At 71.5% G+C, this 18,446-nt stretch carries 21 protein-coding genes and 1 pseudogene; 16 read left to right on the forward strand and 6 right to left on the reverse strand.

Going from position 1 to position 18,446, the window contains the following annotated elements:
• The 7 genes and pseudogenes from C470_RS16430 to C470_RS11055 all read left to right on the forward strand — a co-directional run.
• A pseudogene (locus C470_RS16430) lies at positions 1 to 81 on the forward strand (IS6 family transposase); the annotation flags it as partial.
• Positions 82 to 185: 104 nt separating this feature from the next.
• Complete coding sequence (locus C470_RS11030; RefSeq protein ID WP_004596902.1) at positions 186 to 842, forward strand: hypothetical protein; 657 nt, start codon at positions 186 to 188, stop codon at positions 840 to 842.
• A complete protein-coding gene (locus tag C470_RS11035; RefSeq protein ID WP_008367276.1) occupies positions 839 to 2,134 on the forward strand; it encodes a hypothetical protein in 1,296 nt (431 codons plus the stop codon). Before C470_RS11030 ends, C470_RS11035 begins: the two co-directional genes overlap by 4 nt.
• 79 nt (positions 2,135 to 2,213) lie before the next feature.
• Positions 2,214 to 2,456 carry an LSM domain-containing protein gene (locus tag C470_RS11040; RefSeq protein WP_017344111.1) on the forward strand — a complete coding sequence of 81 codons (243 nt, stop codon included), beginning with the start codon at positions 2,214 to 2,216 and terminating at the stop codon, positions 2,454 to 2,456.
• A complete protein-coding gene (locus C470_RS11045) occupies positions 2,453 to 2,629 on the forward strand; it encodes a 50S ribosomal protein L37e (RefSeq protein WP_004596897.1) in 177 nt (58 codons plus the stop codon). Before C470_RS11040 ends, C470_RS11045 begins: the two co-directional genes overlap by 4 nt.
• 399 nt (positions 2,630 to 3,028) lie before the next feature.
• Positions 3,029 to 3,454, forward strand: coding sequence for a Fe-S cluster assembly sulfur transfer protein SufU (gene sufU, locus C470_RS11050; protein WP_008367278.1), 426 nt, complete (start codon positions 3,029 to 3,031; stop codon positions 3,452 to 3,454).
• A 110-nt stretch (positions 3,455 to 3,564) separates the two neighbouring features.
• Positions 3,565 to 4,290 (forward strand): Sjogren's syndrome/scleroderma autoantigen 1 family protein, encoded by a 726-nt coding sequence (locus C470_RS11055; RefSeq protein ID WP_008367280.1) that lies wholly within the window; start codon positions 3,565 to 3,567, stop codon positions 4,288 to 4,290.
• Between the two features lie 88 nt (positions 4,291 to 4,378).
• Here C470_RS11055 and C470_RS11060 read toward each other — a convergent pair whose 3' ends face one another.
• Together C470_RS11060 and glmM are read right to left on the reverse strand one after the other, a co-directional pair.
• Positions 4,379 to 4,972 (reverse strand): type IV pilin, encoded by a 594-nt coding sequence (locus C470_RS11060; RefSeq protein WP_008367283.1) that lies wholly within the window; start codon positions 4,970 to 4,972, stop codon positions 4,379 to 4,381.
• Between the two features lie 148 nt (positions 4,973 to 5,120).
• Positions 5,121 to 6,485, reverse strand: a complete 1,365-nt coding sequence (gene glmM, locus C470_RS11065) for a phosphoglucosamine mutase (RefSeq protein WP_008367285.1) — start codon at positions 6,483 to 6,485, stop codon at positions 5,121 to 5,123.
• 129 nt (positions 6,486 to 6,614) lie between these two features.
• Here glmM and C470_RS11070 point away from each other — a divergent pair, with 129 nt between their 5' ends.
• Positions 6,615 to 7,205, forward strand: a complete 591-nt coding sequence (locus tag C470_RS11070; RefSeq protein ID WP_007996361.1) for a DUF6517 family protein — start codon at positions 6,615 to 6,617, stop codon at positions 7,203 to 7,205.
• Positions 7,206 to 7,239: 34 nt separating this feature from the next.
• Here C470_RS11070 and C470_RS11075 read toward each other — a convergent pair whose 3' ends face one another.
• The 4 genes from C470_RS11075 to C470_RS11090 all read right to left on the reverse strand — a co-directional run bounded on the left by C470_RS11075 (position 7,240) and on the right by C470_RS11090 (position 9,566).
• On the reverse strand, positions 7,240 to 7,848 hold the full coding sequence (locus tag C470_RS11075; RefSeq protein WP_004597210.1) for a DUF7504 family protein: 609 nt from the start codon (positions 7,846 to 7,848) through the stop codon (positions 7,240 to 7,242).
• Between the two features lie 43 nt (positions 7,849 to 7,891).
• On the reverse strand, positions 7,892 to 8,284 hold the full coding sequence (locus C470_RS11080; RefSeq protein ID WP_007345346.1) for a hypothetical protein: 393 nt from the start codon (positions 8,282 to 8,284) through the stop codon (positions 7,892 to 7,894).
• On the reverse strand, positions 8,284 to 8,979 hold the full coding sequence (locus C470_RS11085; RefSeq protein WP_004597206.1) for an RAD55 family ATPase: 696 nt from the start codon (positions 8,977 to 8,979) through the stop codon (positions 8,284 to 8,286). The genes C470_RS11080 and C470_RS11085 overlap by 1 nt, the downstream gene beginning before the upstream one ends.
• 113 nt (positions 8,980 to 9,092) lie before the next feature.
• Positions 9,093 to 9,566: a chemotaxis protein CheW gene (locus C470_RS11090; RefSeq protein WP_004597204.1), complete on the reverse strand. Its 474-nt coding sequence runs from the start codon at positions 9,564 to 9,566 to the stop codon at positions 9,093 to 9,095.
• Between the two features lie 102 nt (positions 9,567 to 9,668).
• Between C470_RS11090 and cheB the strand changes: the two genes are divergently transcribed.
• The 8 genes from cheB to C470_RS11130 form a co-directional block, all read left to right on the forward strand.
• On the forward strand, positions 9,669 to 10,763 hold the full coding sequence (gene cheB, locus C470_RS11095) for a chemotaxis-specific protein-glutamate methyltransferase CheB (protein ID WP_049908371.1): 1,095 nt from the start codon (positions 9,669 to 9,671) through the stop codon (positions 10,761 to 10,763).
• Positions 10,763 to 13,066, forward strand: coding sequence for a chemotaxis protein CheA (locus C470_RS11100; RefSeq protein WP_008367287.1), 2,304 nt, complete (start codon positions 10,763 to 10,765; stop codon positions 13,064 to 13,066). Before cheB ends, C470_RS11100 begins: the two co-directional genes overlap by 1 nt.
• Positions 13,063 to 13,881 (forward strand): CheR family methyltransferase, encoded by an 819-nt coding sequence (locus C470_RS11105; RefSeq protein ID WP_004597199.1) that lies wholly within the window; start codon positions 13,063 to 13,065, stop codon positions 13,879 to 13,881. The genes C470_RS11100 and C470_RS11105 overlap by 4 nt, the downstream gene beginning before the upstream one ends.
• Positions 13,881 to 15,095 (forward strand): HEAT repeat domain-containing protein, encoded by a 1,215-nt coding sequence (locus C470_RS11110; protein ID WP_004597197.1) that lies wholly within the window; start codon positions 13,881 to 13,883, stop codon positions 15,093 to 15,095. Before C470_RS11105 ends, C470_RS11110 begins: the two co-directional genes overlap by 1 nt.
• Positions 15,096 to 15,968 carry a CheF family chemotaxis protein gene (locus C470_RS11115; RefSeq protein WP_004597195.1) on the forward strand — a complete coding sequence of 291 codons (873 nt, stop codon included), beginning with the start codon at positions 15,096 to 15,098 and terminating at the stop codon, positions 15,966 to 15,968.
• Positions 15,969 to 16,046: 78 nt separating this feature from the next.
• Positions 16,047 to 16,760: an HAD family hydrolase gene (locus C470_RS11120; RefSeq protein WP_008367290.1), complete on the forward strand. Its 714-nt coding sequence runs from the start codon at positions 16,047 to 16,049 to the stop codon at positions 16,758 to 16,760.
• The gene (locus tag C470_RS11125; protein ID WP_007996371.1) at positions 16,757 to 17,467 is read left to right on the forward strand and encodes a class II aldolase/adducin family protein; all 711 of its coding nucleotides are present in this window, start codon (positions 16,757 to 16,759) and stop codon (positions 17,465 to 17,467) included. Before C470_RS11120 ends, C470_RS11125 begins: the two co-directional genes overlap by 4 nt.
• Positions 17,468 to 17,544: 77 nt before the next feature.
• The coding region (locus C470_RS11130) for a ribose 1,5-bisphosphate isomerase (protein ID WP_008367292.1) at positions 17,545 to 18,446 on the forward strand (902 nt) is incomplete at its 3' end.

Raw genomic sequence — 18,446 nt, forward strand, 5'->3', positions numbered from 1 at the left:
AGTTTCAGCAATGTCGCGTTAGAGACAGCTCAAAACTGGCTCGAAGCCTTCGCCGTCTACCACAATTCACGTCAAACTTAACGCGAGGCGGTCGCGCGGGGGCGGTTCGCGTCCGAACGCGGTGACAGGGGCGTTTCCGGGTGATCCCCACAAAGGGTTTGACGCTCTCGGGCGAACCGTCGACGATGGCAGACGTTCCCCGCCGGCGAGTCCTCCTCGCGGCCGCGTCAGGGATCGCCGCCCTGGCCGGTTGTTCCGGCAGCGAGACCGCGTCGAACAGCTATCCGGTTCGGAACGAGCGGCGGATCGAAGACTACGAACTCGAGAAGACGCGCGACGAGGACGGCGGCGCGCTGGTCACCGGGGACGAAGCGACGCCGTCGCTCTCGGCCACGGAGCGGGCGCGTCAGCGGCGGCACGCCTATCGCGTGCTGGTCTCCGAGGACGACCTCGCGGCGCTCACTTTCGCCGAAACGTCGGCGAGCGAGCGCCTCCGGTCGTTCTGCGCCGGGACGGACTTCGACGCCGAGTCGGTGTATCTCCTATCGATGCCCGTGGGAGCCTGCCGAGACGTCCGGCTGACGTCGGTGTCCGTCGAGCCGGACGACCTCGCGGATGGCGACCTCCATCCGCACGCCGACTTCTGTCGGGCGTACCGCCCGGCCGACGTCGAATGCGACCCGGAGGCGACCCACACCGTCGGGTTCGCGATCCGGATCCCAGTCGCGGCCGATCACTCGAACGGAAGCGGGCGCGGCATGGCAAGCTCCTGTCGACGGGGGGAGCCGCCGGCCGTGTTCAACGCGTCGGCCTCGTCCGGAACCGGCGGTGATGAGGCGTGACCCGCGGGTCGTCTTCGCGCCGTCGGCTCCTCGCTGGCGTCGCGGCGACCGGTGCGGCGGCGCTCGCCGGCTGTTCGGGGCTCCCGTTCGCCGGCGGCGAAGAGCGCCGCGACTCGCCCGTGTCGCTCCCGGCCGACGCCGTCGGGTCGATCGAGTGGCCGGCGTCGCCGTTTCCGACGGCCGTTCCCGCGTCGCTCGCGGCCGCCCACGAGGCGCGGACCCGGAGCCTGTTGGACGACGTGCCGGCCGAGCCGGAGCTGCCCAACGCCGCGGTCGCGACGGAGATCGAGACCAAGCGCGAACGGGCGCGAGAGCGCGCGAACGCGGGCCTGCCGGACGAGTGGCCGGTCGACGACCTCGACGCGTGGCGCCGGCGCCGGGAGGACGCCGCGGAGGTCCGGGCCGCGTACCGCGCGGCGACCGGGAACGACGACGGATCGGAGCTCTCCGCTCGGCGACGCGCGGTCCGCGACGTTCGCACGGCGCTCACGGGGGATCTGGCGTACCGAGCCGAGTCGACGGCTGCGGCGGTGCTGGCGTACGAACCGGTCGAATCGCTGCTCGCGGAGTGCGCGAGGAGCGTCAGACCACAGGTGACGTACCCCGCCGACCCGGTGGCCGAGCCGTTCCAAGCGGGCGAGGCGGTCGGCCGCGTCGAGCGCGCCGAGGCGGCCGCGGCCGACGCCGAGGGACTCCGCGAGGCGTGCCTCGACAGCTGGGACGAGGCGTCGCCGCGGTGGGCGTCACTGGTCGCGGCCGCCGAGACGCTCCGGGGGTCGGTGAGTCGGACGCGCGCGAGCGTCCGCGAGCGCGTCGGCGGAGAGGATCCGCTCGACGAGGAAGACCTGAGCGGAACGGTCGCACAGGAGTTGGCGGCCACGGGCGAGACGCGGGTCGAGTCGGCGGTCGAGGACGTCAGCCGGGCGACCGACGCCGGCGAGCACGCCACCGCCGTCGTCGAGGCCGGTACCGCGCTGGCCGAGGTCGAGGCGTATCGGGCGGCCGTGGGCGAGATCCGCGACGGGCGGCACCGAGCGGCACCCACGGAGTCGTCCGTGCGGTCGACCGCAGAGCGGGCGCGCGCGGCGGTGAGCGAGACCGTCGACGCCGGCGATCCCTTGGCGGCGCGGCTCCTCCGCCCCGGGCTAGGGGTGTTCGGGTACGCCGCCGACCGGGTCGAGGAGGGGTACGGGTCGGCGCCGCGGCGGACGCAGGCGAGTCTGGTGTACGCCGCCCTGTACGCGAGCGCGGTGCCGGCGGCGGCGGAGTTCGTGCGCGAGCGGTTGGAGTGACCCGGTTCGTGTCAAACTGACGGGTCTCCGGGCCGGCGTCCCGGTATTTTTATTACCGCGACGGGCGGCGGTACGGACAATGAGTGGACGACCCCTCGACGTGCTCGAAGCGTCGCTCGAGGAGCCCGTAACGGTACACCTGAAGGACGGTACGACGTACTACGGCGTCCTCGGCGGTTACGACCAGCACATGAACGTCGTCATCGAGCCCGAGGCCGACGTGGACGACCGCGTCGACGACGACCTCGACGGCGAGTTCGCGGTCGCGATCGAAGACACAACGATTATACGCGGCGATAACGTCGTCACCATCAAAGCATGACCGGCGCAGGTACGCCCTCTCAGGGAAAGAAGAACAAGACGGTCCACGTGAAGTGTCGACGCTGCGGCGAGAAGTCCTACCACATTAAGAAGGAGCGCTGCTCCTCGTGCGGCTTCGGCGAGTCCGCCTCCCGGCGCGACTACGCGTGGCAGTCGAAGACCGGCGACAACTGAACCGCGCTCTCTCCGGTTTCTTCTCGCTTCTACTCGCGTAGCTACGCGTTTACCGTGGAGGAACGACGGACACTCTCGAAGTCTCAGTCGCTCGACTGTACGAGATCGCTGACTCCGCGGTGACCACCGCCAAAGCCCCAGCCGCGAGGACTCGCGCGCCTTGTTGCGCGCCTCGCTCGTTCGCTTCGCTCACTCGCTGCGGTGCTTACTGCGGCGTGCTTCGCCCTCGCGACTGCCCCTTTGCGTCCCGTCCCGCACAGCACCGCAGCCTCACACCTCCCCAGCCTCGTCGCTGGCGGCTGGCGCCGCCAGCGACTCCCTCGCGCGTGCCGTTCTCGTTTATATACGGTCGTGCTCGACGGAACCCTTTTGAGCGGGAGCGGCGTATTCGGAGCCAGTATGGGACTGGGCTCGGACATGTACCGACAGCAGATCCTCGACCACTACAAGAACCCGCGCAACTACGGGGAGCTCGAGGATCCGGACTTCACGCACGTCGGCGAGAACCCCTCCTGTGGCGACACGATCCGGATGGACGTCGACCTCGACGACGACGGGGAGACGGTGGAGGCGGTGCGGTTCACCGGCGACGGCTGCGCCATCTCGATGGCCTCCGCGAGCATGCTCTCCGAGCGGCTCCACGGGATGCCCGTCGACGAGCTCGACGCGCTCGACACCGACGACGTCACCGAGATGCTCGGCGTCGACATCTCGCCGATGCGCGTCAAGTGCGCGGTGCTGGGGCGACAGGTCGCGCAGGACGGCGCGAAGATCCACCGCGGCGAGCTCGACCCGGACGAGGACCGCACGGTCACCGAGGAGTAGCCGCTCGGCTCTCGTTGCGGCCGCGCTCCCGCGCCGCGGCCGGCTCGCGCCGCGGGCGCGCCCGTCCCGAGCCCACCGGACTTTTGCCCGCGAACCACGTTCGTCCGCCCATGAGCGACGGCTTCGACAAGGAGGCGGAACGAGAGAAGCTCCGCGAGAAGTTCGCGGAGGACGAGAAGAAGCGCGAGCACACCCAACAGATGTCCGAACTCCTCCTGAAGGGCGCGACGATGACGAACCGCCACTGCGAGGAGTGCGGCGACCCCATCTTCCGGTACGACGGCCGCGAGTTCTGCCCCACCTGCGGGAACGAGGCCGGGGGCGCGACCGAGGCGAGCGAGGCTCCGGCCGAAGTGGGCGGGGCAGGTGAAGCTTCGCCCGAGGCGGCCGGGGATCCGGCCGGGGGCGGCGAGAGTTCGGCCGACGCGGGCGACACTCCGGCGGTCGAGGCCGGAACGTCGGCCGACGCGAACCCCGAGAGCGTCGACGCCGCGCCCGAGAGCGGCGCGGCCGACGCCGGCGCGAACGGACCGGTCCGGTCGCGGTCGCCTCCGTCGAGCGCGGCCCCGCGGGGATCGACACCGCCGCAGGAACCGGCGCCCTCGCAGGATTCGGCGTCGACACGGCGGTCGTCGCCGCGGCGGTCCGAGCCGCAGCAGTCGCTCCCGTCGCGGTCGGCCGACGACGCCGAGGGCGTCGGCGCCGCCCGCGCGTCGCTGACGCGGACGCTGACGCGGTTCGCCCGGGCGGCCGAGGAGACCGACGACCCGCGGCGCGCCCGCGACCACCTCGAAGCCGCCCGCGAGGCGGCCGAGGCGCTCGCGGCGCTGGACTGAGACGCGGCCATCCCTCTGTCGGATGTGGGGCACAAATCCCGCGCCCGCCGCCCGCTCACCGACCCGGCGCCGAGTCCGTCGGCACGCGTCACGCGAACGTCAGCGTTTCGTCCGTTATGTCGATGTCGCTCGGGTCTCCGTTGAAGATGCCGTACTCGCCGGAGGTGCCGATCTGTTCCCGGTAGAGGATCGACCCCGACGGTTCGTGGACCATCTGGAGCCGGATCCGGTCCTCGTCGGGATAGTTACCGGTGTCTCCGGCCAGGCGACACGCCACGTTGACGTCCGAACAGTCGAGTCCCTCCGGAATCGTGCCGCCGTCTTGGTTGTTGTGAACGACCGTCAACCCGACCGTTTCGCCCGGTCTCAGCGACCGATCGAGCGTCCCGGTGACCCGCTGATCGCCGTGGTCGAGGTAGACCACGATATCGTCGGCGTCCACGGTTTCACCGCCGTTGTTGGTGAGTTCGAGGTCCCAGCGGAACTCGTCGTACTGCGGCGCCGACGCGGGCTCCTCCTCGAAGGTCAGTTCGAGGGCGGCGAAGGTGGGTTTCTCTCCGAGATCGTCGACGACCCCGAGCGCGAACACCCCGATAACCCCCGCGAGAACGACCGTGATTGCGACGAGCAGCACCACGCCGACGACCGGCGAGACCGCGCGTTCGGAGCCCCACTCGTCCATTGCCAACACGTACGCGCCACGGTGGAAATAACAATTGCGTTTCAGGTCACGTCGACGACATTCGAGCGGGCGAGCGCCGGTCGTCGCGGCCCAACCGCGCACGCCGAACCGACTCCCGTTGCGCCCGCGTCGACGTACGGATATCGCTTTACCGGCCGCTCTCGACGGCGACGCGCATATCTTGGGCGAGCCGCTCGGCGCGCTCGGCGTCGGCGGACTCGGCGTAGATCCGGATCTTCGGCTCGGTGCCGGAGGGGCGGACCAGCACCCACGCGTCGCCGTAGTCGAGCCGGTACCCGTCGGTCGTGTTCGGCTCCGCGTCGGCCGTCTCGACGTAGGCGCGGGCGGCCGAGAGCATCTCGTCGCGCTCGTCGTCGTCGTCGTACTCCACGTTCGCCCGCACGAAGTGGTAGTCGCTGTACGGCGCGACCACCTCGCTGACGGGCGCCCCGTCCGCGTCCGCGAGCAGTTCGAGGAACCGCGCGCCGATGTACGCGCCGTCCCGCGAGAGCCGGTACGGCGGGAAGAAGACGCCCCCGTTGCCCTCGCCCGCGATGGGGACGTTGGTCCCCTCCTCGTGGAGGTCGCGGGTGCGGGTGATGATGTTCGTCGCGCCGATGGGCGTCAGTTCGAGGTCGGCGTCGTTGGCGGCGCAGACGTCGACGAGCCGCTGGGAGACGTTGACCGCGCTGACGACCGCGTCGCCCGGGTCGAGGCAGGCGTCGGCCATTGCGGCGAAGGAGGTGTCGCCGTCGACGAACTCGCCGTCCTCGTCGACGAAGACGGCCCGGTCCGCGTCGCCGTCGTGCGCGATCCCCACGTCGGCCTCGGAGGTCGCGACGAGCCGCCGGAGGTCTGCGAGGTTCTCCGGGACCGGCTCCGAGTCGCGGCCGGGGAAGTGGCCGTCCGGCGTCGCGTTGACGGTCAGCACCTCGCAGCCGAGTTCGCGGTAGATCCGGGGGGAGGCCACGGAAGCCGCGCCGTGGCCGGGATCGACCGCGACCGTGAGGTCGGCGTCGGCGATCGCCTCGCGGTCGACCGCGTCGACCAGCTGGTCGGCGTAGTCGTCGACGGCGCCCTCGACCGGCGTCGTCGCGCCCGCTTCCCGCCAGTCGGCCCGGTCGTACTCGTCGTCGAGGACGCGGCGCTCGATCCGCTCTAACACGTCGACCGAGAGCTCGACGCCGTCGTCGCCGACGAGCTTGATCCCGTTGAACTCCGGCGGGTTGTGCGAGGCGGTGACGAGGACGGCTGGGACCCCCGCCGACTCGCAGTAGTTGCCGACCGCCGGCGTCGGGACCACGCCGAGCCGGTCGACGTCGCAGCCGACCGCGGCGAGCCCGCTCGCGGCCGCGTTCGCGAACAGCTCGCCGGTCGTTCGCGTGTCGCGCGCGACGGCGACCCGGTCGGCGTCCCAGACCGTCCCGGCCGCCTTCGCGATGTCGAGGACGAGCGCGGGCGTGAGGTACCGCAGCGCGACCCCGCGGATGCCGCTCGATCCGAACAGCTCCATGGGAGGCCATCCGCCGGCCGAGGGGAAAGCGGTTCCGAACCGCTCGGCGACGTGTCGGCCGAAGGACACCCTCACACCGCCCCCGCGACGACGCGTGCGGTTCATGCCGGTGGCGCCCGTTCGCCCCGTATGGACCACACGCGACGCGACGCGCTCGCCGGGGGCGCGCTCGCCCTCTCCCTCGCGACCGCGGGCTGCCTCGACTTCGCCGCGGGCGACGGGCCGCAGGGCCCCGAGGGGACGCCGGCGACGCTCACCTGCGAGGACGAGGGATTCGTCCGCCTCGATCGGCCGTTCGAGGCGTCGGTCACCGAGACCCTCGTCGAGACGGCGGAGACGACCGTGGAGCTCTCCACCGAGGGGACGACCGAGACGTACGGCCAGTCGCTCCGGCTCGTCCTCCGCAACACCGGCGACGCCCCGATGTCCACGCGCGGCGAGTCCGCCTACTCGATCCAGCGCGAGACGGGCGAGGGGTGGCTCGACGTCCGCGGGTCGACGACGGGCGAGGCGGTCGAACTCCCGCGGAGCGAGTCGTCGCTGGACACGAGCTCGGCGTACTCCTGGGATATCACGCTGACCGAGTCGGGCATCGCCGACGCCGTCGACGGCGTCGATTTGGCGGTCTGCCCGCCGCTCGGCCCGGGAACCTACCGGTTCGTCTACTGGGGGCTCGTCGACGCGCCGCCGATCGGCGCGGAGTTCGAACTGGTCGGGTGAGGGGTTCGGCTCCCGCGTCGCCGCCGAAATCGACTCAGAACGACTGCCAGTCGGAGGGCTGCCCGACGCGGCCGCGGACCCGGAACTCCCGGTCGTCGTCGTCGACGCGCGTCTCCACGACGGTCTCGAACGGCTCGTGGAGGGTGTGGACGACCTGCTCGTCGTGGGCGGTCGAGCCGACGACCCCGACGAACGGCCACCCCTCGCCGGAGGTCTGCGAGGTCATCACGCGGGTGAACCGGTAGATGCGCTCGGGGTCCCAGTACATCAACAGCTGCGAGAGCGAGTAGACGCCGACCGCGCGGTCCCGGCCGGCGGATGACTCGACGACGTCGGTGAACTTGATCCCGATGTCGGTGAGGTTGCCGGCGCTCGCGACGTACTTCGTCGTCGGCGTGTCCTCGCGCTTGTCGCCCTGCTCGTGGGTGACGCAGTCGATGACGATCACGTCGTCGCCGTCGCCGCCCGTCAACTCCTCGTAGTCGCCGCGGACCTTCTCCGCGGTCCGCCCCGTCGAGATCACGACCGGGCCGTCGGACCACGCCGCGAGCAGCCGGTTGAACAGGTCGTACTTCCCGCTCATCGGAGGACCGCTGATGAGGACGCTGTCGGCGCCGCGGACAGCGTCGGGAAGCGCGGTCATGGTAAAAACGTGAGAGAGTGTCGGGTAAAACCCTTCCGAGGGATCACTTTCGGAGCATGGAGGGGAGGTCGAGCGACGACGGCGGCCCCTCCCGCGGCCCGTCGGTGAGTGTCAGCTCGCGTATCGCACCGGGGAGCGCGGCGGGGACGGGGGACTCGCGCGGCTCGCCGGCGCCGTCGACGAGCGACCGCCAGACGGCCTCGTCGTCGGAGTCGTCCCGCTTCGCCTTCGCCTCCAGCGCCTTCGTCCGCCCCTCGTCGTACGCCAGCTCCACGATGCTCTGGTCGTAGCTCCCCGGGAACGCCTCCAGCACCCGGTCGAGCTCCTCCGGGCGGGCGCTGTCGACGCCGGCCGCGACGCCCAGCGCGAAGGCGCGCTCGACGGCCTCTTCCCGTGAGAGGTCGTCCCACTCCGTACCGAACGTGCGGTCGTACATCAGTGCGTCACCGTCGCGGCCGAGCCGACGCGGAGCCCGCCGTCGGTGAACTCCACGTCTTGGATGTCGGTGTCGACGTTCGTCCCCCGCATCTTCAGCACCTGGACCCCGCGCTGCATCCCCTCGTCCTCGAGGTAGTTGTGCATGAAGACGACGCCGTGCGCGAGGTAGTGCTCCTCGGAGTACGCGCTCGGGTCGGTCATCTCGGAGATCAGGAGCGTCGTCGCGTCGGTCCGCTTCAGCGAGGAGAGCAGCTGGATCATCGTGTCCTCGTCGTCGTCGAGGAGGAACCGCAACAGCATCGTCGAGTCGAAGACGACGCGGTCGATGTCGCGGGAGTTGATGAACCCGGTGAGGCGGTTGGTGACGCCGGACCGGTCGCGGCGGTCGCCGGGGAGGCCGAAGAAGCGCCGCCCGTCCGACGAGAAGGAGTCGAGGAAGGTGACGCGGTCGGAGTCGAGCGCGCGGTCGAACCCGAACTCGTAGCCGCTCATGTCCTCGCGGATCCCCTCCTTGGTCTCGTGCATGCTGATGTAGAGGACGTCCTCGCCGTTCCGGGCGCCCTGGGCCGCGAACTGCGAACAGAAGGTCGTTTTGCCGCTCCCGGGCGGACCGCTGACAACGTAGAGGCGGTCCTCGGGGAACCCGCCGTCGACGAGGTCGTCGAACCCCGGGACGCCGCTTGAGACGCGCATACGAAGGAGACATCTCGGGTGGCTGATAAGCGTTGGCGCCCGGTTCTCACCTGTGAGAACCGACGCAGCCCCAGCGTGTCCCGCGCCGATTCGGGACCGACCCCTCTACTCGGCTACGCTTCCGCGGCCTCGACGTCGTCGAGTTCGGCCGCGAGCGCGTCGTCGACGTCGGGCGAGACCCAGACGACGAACCGGTCGTCGGACTTGACGATGCCGCGGACGCCCTCGTCCTCGACGGTGGTGCTCTGGTCGACGTCCTCGGGCGAGACGTCGCGGACCTGGAACACCTCGTCGACCATCCAGCCGACCGTTCCGCCCTCGTCGATCTCGGCGTCGTCGAAGACGACGATCCGCTCGCGCGGGCCGTCCTCGTCGATGTCGAACAGCGTCTTCGGGTCGACGATCGTCGTCGTCCGGCCGCGGAGGTCCATCACGCCCTCGACGTGGTCCGGCGAGTTGGGAATCCGCGTGAGTTCGCCCGCGTCGACGATCTCGTCGATGACGCCGATGTCCAGACAGTACGTCCCGTCGCCCAGCCCGAACTCCAGCACCTTGGTCGGTTCGGCCTCCGCCTCTGTTGCTGCCATGCCCGTAGGTGTGGCGAACCGACAAATAATCGTGTCCCCTGAATTATCAGGGGTGATTACTGGGTCCGTGGATTTATGCTGATTCTGCGCCCGCCCTGAAACATGAGCAGGACGACGGATCGGCGCGGCGGTCGGGACGGGTCGCCGCGGGTGGTGGTCGTCGACGACTCCCCGTTCATGCGGGGCTTGATAAGTGACCTCTTGAGCGAAGCCGGGGTCGCGGTCGTCGGCGAGGCGGGGGACGGGGAGGAGGCGCTCTCGGTGGTCGCCGAGACGCGCCCCGACGTCGTGACGATGGACGTTGAAATGCCCGGGATGGGCGGGCTCGAAGCCGTCGAGCGGCTGATGGAGGAGACGCCGACGCCGGTGTTGATGCTGTCGGCGCACACGGACGAGGGCGCGGAGGTCACCTTCGAGGCGCTGGACCGCGGGGCGGTCGACTTCTTCTCGAAGCCCGGCGGCGAGGTGTCGACGGGCGTCTCGCGCGAGTCCGACCGGCTCGTCGAGGCGGTGCGCTCGGTCGCGGACGCCGACCTCGACGCCGCGACCCGCGAGCGCGACGACCCGAGTTCCGCGGCGTCGCGCTCGCCGGGCGCCGGCGCGGAGGCGGACGCGGCCGACGTCGACGGGCCGCTGACCGTGGTGATCGCGGCCTCGACCGGCGGACCGAACGCGGTCGAGCGCGTGCTGTCGGCGCTGCCGATGGCGGACTGCCGCGTGGTGGTCGTCCAGCACATGCCGGAGGCGTTCACCTCGCGGTTCGCGGACCGGCTCGACGCCGCCTCCGCGTACGACGTGCGGGAGGCCAGCGACGGCGCGCGGATCGGCGCGGGGGAGGCGATCGTCGCCCGCGGCGGGAGCCACACGCTGATAGACAGCTACCGCTCCGGGCGGCTCCGCGTCAAGCTCGACGCGGACGACGACTCGCACTCGGTGACCCCCGCGGCCGACGTGACGATGCGCTCCGCGGCCGAGGTGATCGACGACCCGCTCGTCGGCGTCGTGCTGACCGGGATGGGGTCCGACGCCGCGGAGGGGATCCGCGCGATGGCCGACGCCGGGGCGCGCACGCTGGCGCAGAGCGAGGACACCTGCGTCATCTACGGGATGCCCAAGCGCGCGGTCGAGACGGGCGGGGTCGACGCGGTGTACGACCTCGACGACGTCGCCGGCGCGATCGTGGGGGGTGAGGCCTGATGGACTCCCACCGCGCCGCGTTCGTCGCCGAGGCGGAAGACGGGATCACCGACCTCAACAACGCCCTGCTCGCCCTTGAGGCCGACCCCGAGGACGCCGAGGCGATGGACGACGTGTTCCGCGTCGCCCACACCCTGAAGGGGAACGCCGCGGCGATGGGGTACGAGGACGTCTCCGACTTCGGGCACGCGCTGGAGGACCTGTTGGACGCGGTCCGACAGGGCGACCGGGAGGTGAACCCCGAGCTGATGGACCTCCTCTTCGAGGGGGTCGACACGGTCGAGGCGATGGTCGAGGAGATCGCCGACGCCGGCGAGGTGTCGACCGACCCCTCCGACCTCGAATCGCGACTGCGCGAGATGGAGGAGCACGGCACCGTCGGCGGCGAAGACGGGGAAGACGACGGAGGCGATGCCGCGGTCGACGCCGACGGCGAGGCAGACGCCGGCGAAAGCGCTGACGACGGCGGGGAGGCCGGAGGCGACGCAAGAGGCGACGCGGAGACGGACGCACCGGACCTCTCGGTGCCGGAGCCGCCGGCGGCCGCGGCCGACCTGCCCGATCCGGTCGCGTACGCGGACGTGACGATCGGGGACGCCCAGATGCCGGGCGTCGACGCGGCGCTCGTCCTCCAGGCGCTCGACGAGCAGTTCGACGGGCACGCGACCGACCCGGCCCCGGAGGCGCTGGAGGACGGCGAGTACGACGAGGGGTTCGACGCCTTCGTCGGCGGCGCCGACCCCGAGGTCGTCGCCGAGGGGCTCCGGGCGCTCACGCAGGTCGAGGCGGTCACGGCGGTCGCCGTCGGCGACGGCGCAGCGGACGGCGAGTCGGACGCCGAACCGAGCGAGGCGGACGCCGAACCGAGCGAGGCGGACGCCGAACCGAGCGAGGCGGGCGCAGATTCGGCCGACCCAGAGCCCGATGACGCCGATACCGATGACGACCAGGCCGACGCCGGTTCGGACGTCGCGGAGGCGTCTGCCGAGGAGAGCGGCGACGATTCCGGTTCGAAGTCGGACTCCAAGTCCGGCGACGAGATCAAGTCGATCCGCGTCGACGTCGACCAGGTCGACGAGCTGTACGGGCTCGTCGAGCAGCTGGTGACGAGCCGGATCAAGCTCCGGCGGGAGCTGGAGGCCGCGGACGCCGAGTCGGACACGCTCGACGAGCTCGACAAGCTCGCCTCCAGCCTGCAGGACACGGCGATGGACATGCGGCTCATCCCGTTCTCGCAGGTGTCCGACTCGTTCCCGCGGCTCGTCCGCGACATCTCGCGGGACCTCGACAAGCGGATCGACTTCGAGATCGAGGGCGACGACGTCGAGCTCGACCGGACGATCCTCACGGAGATGCGCGACCCGCTCGTGCACGTCCTGCGGAACGCGGTCGACCACGGGATCGAGTCGCCCGAGGAGCGCGAGGCGGCCGGGAAGGACCCGACCGGGCGCGTGGAGCTCACGGCGGAGCGCGAGCGCGATCACGTGATCATCGAGGTCGCGGACGACGGCGGCGGGCTCGACCCCGACCAGCTCCGCGAGAAGGCGGTCGACGAGGGCGTCAAGAGCCGCGAGGCGGTCGACGCGATGGAGGACGACGAGGTGTACGACCTCGTCTTTCACCCCGGCTTCTCCACCGCCGAGGAGGTCACGGACGTCTCCGGCCGCGGCGTCGGGATGGACGTGGTTCGGACGACCGCGCGCGACCTCGACGGCTCCGTCTCCGTCGAGAGCGAGCCCGGCGAGGGGACCACGGTCCGCTTCCGGCTCCCCGTCACCGTCGCCATCGTGAAGGTGATGTTCGTCGACGTGGGCGGCACGGAGTACGGGATCCCGATCAAGTCGATCGCGGAGGTCGCCCGCGCCGACGACGTGGAGGAGGTCCACGGCGACGAGGTCGTCAGACACGAGGACGACCTCTACCCGGTCATCCGGCTGAACGAGCGCCTCGGCGAGATCGACTCGTCCGCGGCCGAGGCGTCCGCTGCCGAGGCGGCCGCCGCCGACACTCCCGCCGCCGACGGCGGGGTCGCGGTCGACGAGCCGGGTGACGACGGGTTCGTCCCGGCGGACCCGACGAGCGACGCCGACGAGTCCGACGGGGACTCGACCGGCGACGGCATGCTCGTCCGGATCCGCGAGGAGACGCGGCAGGTCGCGCTCCACTGCGACGCGGTGCTGGACCAGGAGGAAGTGGTGGTGAAACCGCTCGACGGCCCGCTCTCGGGGACGCCCGGACTCAGCGGCACGGCCGTCCTCGGCGACGGGGACGTCGTTGCCGTGCTCGACGTGGTGAGCCTATGAGCGGATCGGCGGACGACGGCGAGACGGCGTTCGAGGGCGTCCTCCGGCAGATCGACGACACGGTGCCGTTCGAGCCGGGGTACTACAACGAGTCGTACCTCGACCGCCGGATCACGGCGCGGATGCGCCGGCGCGACACGGAGTCGCACGCCGAGTACGAGCGCATCCTCCGCGAGGACGCCGACGAGCGGCAGGCGCTGATGGACGCGCTCACGATCAACGTGACGGAGTTCTTCCGCAACCCGGAGATGTGGGACGTCCTCCGGGACGTGTTACGCGAGCGGACCGCTGAGCAGCGGCGCGTCCGCGTCTGGTCCGCGCCGTCGGCGGACGGCCGCGAGCCGTACTCCGTCGCGATGCTGGCCTGTGACGACCCCGAGATCGACGAGTCGCGCGTGGAGGTGCTCGGCTCCGACATCAGCGAGGAGGCGCTCGACAACGCCCGCGACGGCGTCTACCACACGACGCGGACGACCGACATCGCGGAGGAGCTCGAGCCCCTCTCGAACCCGGACCGCTACGTCGAGCGCGACGGGGACACGTTCCGCGTCCGCGAGGCCCCCCGTCGGCTCGTGACCTTCGAGACCCACGACCTGATCCGCGACGGCGCCCGCGACCCCTTCGACGTGGTGTTGTGCCGGAACCTGCTGATCTACATCGACGTCGACCACAAGGCCGCCCTCTTCGACACCTTGGAGGCGTCGCTGGCCGACGACGGCGTCCTCGTGTTGGGGATGACCGAGAGCGTCCCGCCGGACCGCAGCGACCGCTACGAACCGATCGACAAGCGACGGCGGGTGTTCGGGAGGCGCTGATGTCGCTGTACCAGCACGCTCGGGACGGGAACGCGGAGCGCCTCCGGGACGCGCTCGGCAGCGACAGCGCGGCCGTCCGGCGGCGCGCCGCGGAGTTCCTCGGCGAGATCGGCGAGGAGGGCGACCAGCCGACGATCGACGGGCTGCTCCGCGCGGCGACGACGGACGACGACCCCGAGGTCCGCGGCGCGGCCGTCGACGCGCTCGACGAGATCGGCGAGGCGGCGCTCGAACAGCTCCTCGAGGAGCTCACGGGCGGCGGCGGCGACTCGGAGGCCGAGTGGGTCACCGCGCGGAAGTTCGCCCGCGCGCTGGAGGCCGACCGCCCGGAGCTCCGGATGGCGGCGGCGAACGCGCTCGGGCGCCTCGACGACGCGAGCGGCCTCCAACCCCTGGTCGGCGCGCTCGACGACGAGGACCCCCGCGTCCGGCTTCGCGCGGCGCAGGCCTGCGGGACCTTCGCGGACGCCCGGGCGGTCCCCGGCCTCCGCGAGCGGCTCGACGACGAGGAGCCGCGGGTGCGCCGCGCCGCCGCGAACGCGCTGGGGACGATCGGGACGGACCAGGCGCTGTCGCCGCTGCTCGACTTACTCGACGACGGCGACGAGTCGATCCGGCGGATCGCGGCCGGCGCGCTCGGCAAGGCCAGCACGCCGGAGCCGGTCGAGCCGCTCGCGCGGGCGCTCGGCGACGAGAGCGCCGTCGTCCGCAACGCGGCGGTGTACTCGGTGATCGAGCTGCTCTCGAACGTGCCGACCCAGCAGAGCCACGCGGTCCGCGACCAGGTGGTCTCGGAGCTGAAGGCGGCCGACGACGCCACCGTCGTCGAGCCGCTCGTCGAGATCCTCACCGACGGCCAGCAGTCCCGCCAGCGCCGGAACGCGGCGTGGATCCTCGGTCGGGTGGCCGACCCGGACGCGGCGACCGCGGTGGAGGCGCTCGCGGACGCGCTCGCGGACGACGACCCGCAGACCGCGCAGTTCGCGGCCACGAGCCTCAAGAGCCTCGGCGGCCCGGTCGTCGAGGACCGCCTGCTCGACAAGCTTGGCCCCGAACACCCGGAGGACGCCCGCGCGAAGGCGGTGTTCGTCCTCGGGCAGATCGGCGGGCAGGAGACGCTCAACCGCCTCGAAGAGTACGCCGACGACGACAGTCAGGCCGTCAGAAAGCGCGTGTTCTCGGCCGTCTCGAAGCTCCGCGCGGGGGGTCCGTAAATGGCGCAAGAGGAAGGCGAGTACAAGATCACCGACACGCAGGCGAAGTTCGCGGTCGCGGTCCGCGAGGGCCGGAAGGTGAGCGACGTCTCGTGGACGCCGGGACGCGTCCTCCTCTCGAACCGGCGGCTGATCCTGGCCGGCAACGACGGGAAGCGGACCGTTCCGCTTTCGAAGCTGGAGCGCCTCGGCGGGCGCCACGACGCGAACCAGTCGGTCGCGCGCGTCTCCAACTACGTTAGCTTCGACCTCGGCGAGCAGGTGCTGCTCGTCGCCGCCAAAGACCACGAGCCGTTCGAGCGCGACGTCTACCGCGCGCTGCTCGACCAGAAGACCGTGATGGTGAAACACCCCGCCATCGAGGGGGGCGTCGTCACGGACACCGAGTGGGAGCAGGCCCGCGTGAAGATCGACGAGAACGGGCTCAACGCCGCCTTGGAGCGCGGCGCCTTCGTGAAGTTCGACCTCGACGACATCAGCGGGCTCGACGCGGCGAAGCGCACGGTGAACGGCGGGAAAAAGCCCGTCATCGAGGTGTCACACACCGACGACGAGGGGACGAGCATCGAGACGCACGTCGCTGGCGACCCGAGCCGGATGCGGTTCGTCGAGTCGTGGCTCCGGAAGGGCGAGGAGCGGTCGTCGACGAACGTCGACCTCTCCAGCCGCGACCGCGAGGTGCTGATGGCGCTGTACTCCGGCGTCTCGCCGTTCGAGATCCCCTCGTTCCTCGGGATGGACGTCGACGACGTCGAGGAGACGTTCGAGCGGCTGGTCGAGCTCGAGGTGGTCGAGGAGGTGCGGGTCCGGCGCGAGGTCGCGCTCAACTCCCGCGGCCGCAACATCGCCAGCGAGGCGATGAACGAGCAGTAACGGCGCTCGCGCCCGCCGGGCGTCGACGACCCCGCCGCGTCGAACCACGCTTAAGTCCGCCCCCGACCGAGTCGACCCATGAGCTACGAGGCAGTGCTTTTCGACCTCGACAACACGCTGTACCCGTACGCCCCGTGTAACGAGGCGGGCAAGCGGGCCGCGCTCGACGCCCTCCGCCAGCACGGGTACGAGCTGGACCGCGAGGCGTTCGACGAGCTGTACGCTGCGGGGCGTCGGGAGGCCAAACGCGAGACCCGGACCACGGCGGCCTCCCATAACCGTCACGTCTACTTCAAGCGCGGGCTGTACCGGCACGCGGGCGAGCCCGACCCCGCGAGCGCGCTGGCGGCCGGCGACGCCTACTGGAACGGCTACCTCTCGGCGATGTCGCTCTGCGACGGCGTCGAGGCGGTCCTCGACGCCCTCGACGCCGCGGGGGCCGACGTCGCGGTCGTGACGAACCTCACGACGCGGGTCCAGCTCCGGAAGCTCGTGCGCCTCGGGATCGACGACCGGATCGACCTGCTCGTCACCTCCGAGGAGGTGGGCCGCGAGAAGCCGAGCGCGCTCCCCTTCACGGCCGCGCTCGCCGAGCTCGACCGCCGGCCGAGCGAGGCGCTGGCGGTCGGCGACAACGTCGAGACGGACCTGGCCGGCGCGAACGCCCTCGGGCTCGACTCGGCGCTGTTCGTCGCCGACGGCGACGCGCCCGCCGACGCGGACCTTTCCGCGCAACAGCGCCCGGACTACCGGCTCGACGCGCTCGCCGACCTGACGGAGGTGGCGGCGTGACCCGCGACGGCTCCGCGGGGGGCTCCGAGCCGGACGCGAACTCTGCCCCGGACGCGAACCGCGACCTCCTGCGCGAGGCGCGCGAGGCGGTCGTCGAGTACGCCCCCGCGCTCGCGGACCTGACGCCCGGCCGGACCGGGAACCTGAGCGTCCGCGACGGGGACCGGGTCGCCGTCACGCCCACCGGCGTCCCCTACGACTCCTTCGACGCGGCGGACGTGCCCGTCGTGTCGCTGGAGGGCGAGCGGCTGGCCGGGCGGATGGCGCCGTCGAGCGAGGTCCCGATGCACACGGGCATTTATCAGCACGACCGGCCGGGCGCGATCGTCCACACCCACTCGCCGTGGGCGACGACGATGGCGACGCTCGGTCGGAAGCTCCCCCCGATCCACTACATGATCGCCGCCGTGGGCCGGGAAGTGCCGCTCGCCGACTACGCGCCGTACGGTACCGAGGAGCTGGCCGCGAACGTCGTCGCCGCGATGGCCGAGGCGGACTCCGACGCCGCAATCTTAGCGAACCACGGGCTCGTCGTGACCGGGCCGGACGTCGAGACGGCGGTCGAGAACACCCGCCACGTCGAGGACATCTGCCGGCTCTACCTGCGCGCCTCCGCCGTGGGCGAGCCGCGCGTCCTCACCGACGACCAGATGGCGACGGTGGAGGAGCGGTTCGAGAGCTACGGGCAACAGCCGGACGCGGAGTAGGGAGGAATCGCCGAGCGGAGCCGGCGGCTCCGCCAGTTGGCCGGTTTTATAAATACACGGGCGGCTACCGGATCGGTATGACAGACACGGAGCCGTCGCCGGCGGTCAGCGAGACCGCCAAGTCGATCGCGACGATGGAGATCCGCGGCGCGGCGACCATCGCTTCCGCCGCCGCCGAGGCGCTCGCCGACCAGGCCGAGGCCGCGGCCGAGGCGGACGCGACCGCGGGCGACCCCGAGGCGTTCCGCGCGTCGCTGCGCGCCGCGGCGCGGACCCTCCGCGAGACGCGCCCGACCGCGGTGTCGCTGCCGAACGCCCTCCGGTACGTCCTCCAGCGGATGGAGGGCGACTCGGTCGACCGGCTCCGCCGGAGCGTCGTCGACGCCAGCGAGGCGTTCGTCGAGCAGCTCGACCGCGCGCAGGAGGACCTCGGGCAGGTGGGCGCGAACCGCCTCGCCGACGGCGACACGGTGATGACCCACTGCCACTCCACCGACGCCCTCGCCTGTATCGAGGCGGCCGTCGAGCAGGGGAAGTCGATCTCGGCGGTCGTCAAGGAGACGCGCCCGCGCCAGCAGGGCCACATCACCGCGGAGCAGCTCCGCGACGCCGGGGTCCCCGTCACGCTCATCGTCGACTCCGCGGCGCGGCGCTACCTCGACGAGGTCGACCACGTCGTCGTCGGCGCCGACTCGATCGCCGCGGACGGCGGCGTGATCAACAAGATCGGCACCTCGGGGCTCGCGGTCAACGCCCGCGAGCGCGGCGTCCCGATCATGACCGCCGCGCAGACGATCAAGCTGCACCCGGAGACGCTGACGGGCCACACCGTCGAGATCGAGATGCGCGACGAGGCCGAGGTGATCGACCCCGAAGCTCGCGAGGCGATCGGCGAGATCGACGTCGAGAACCCCGCGTTCGACGTGACGCCGCCGCGGTACATGGACGCGATCGTCACCGAGCAGGGGCAGTTCCCCCC

Source organism: Halorubrum distributum JCM 13561 (assembly GCF_000337395.1).
GTDB lineage: Archaea > Halobacteriota > Halobacteria > Halobacteriales > Haloferacaceae > Halorubrum > Halorubrum distributum.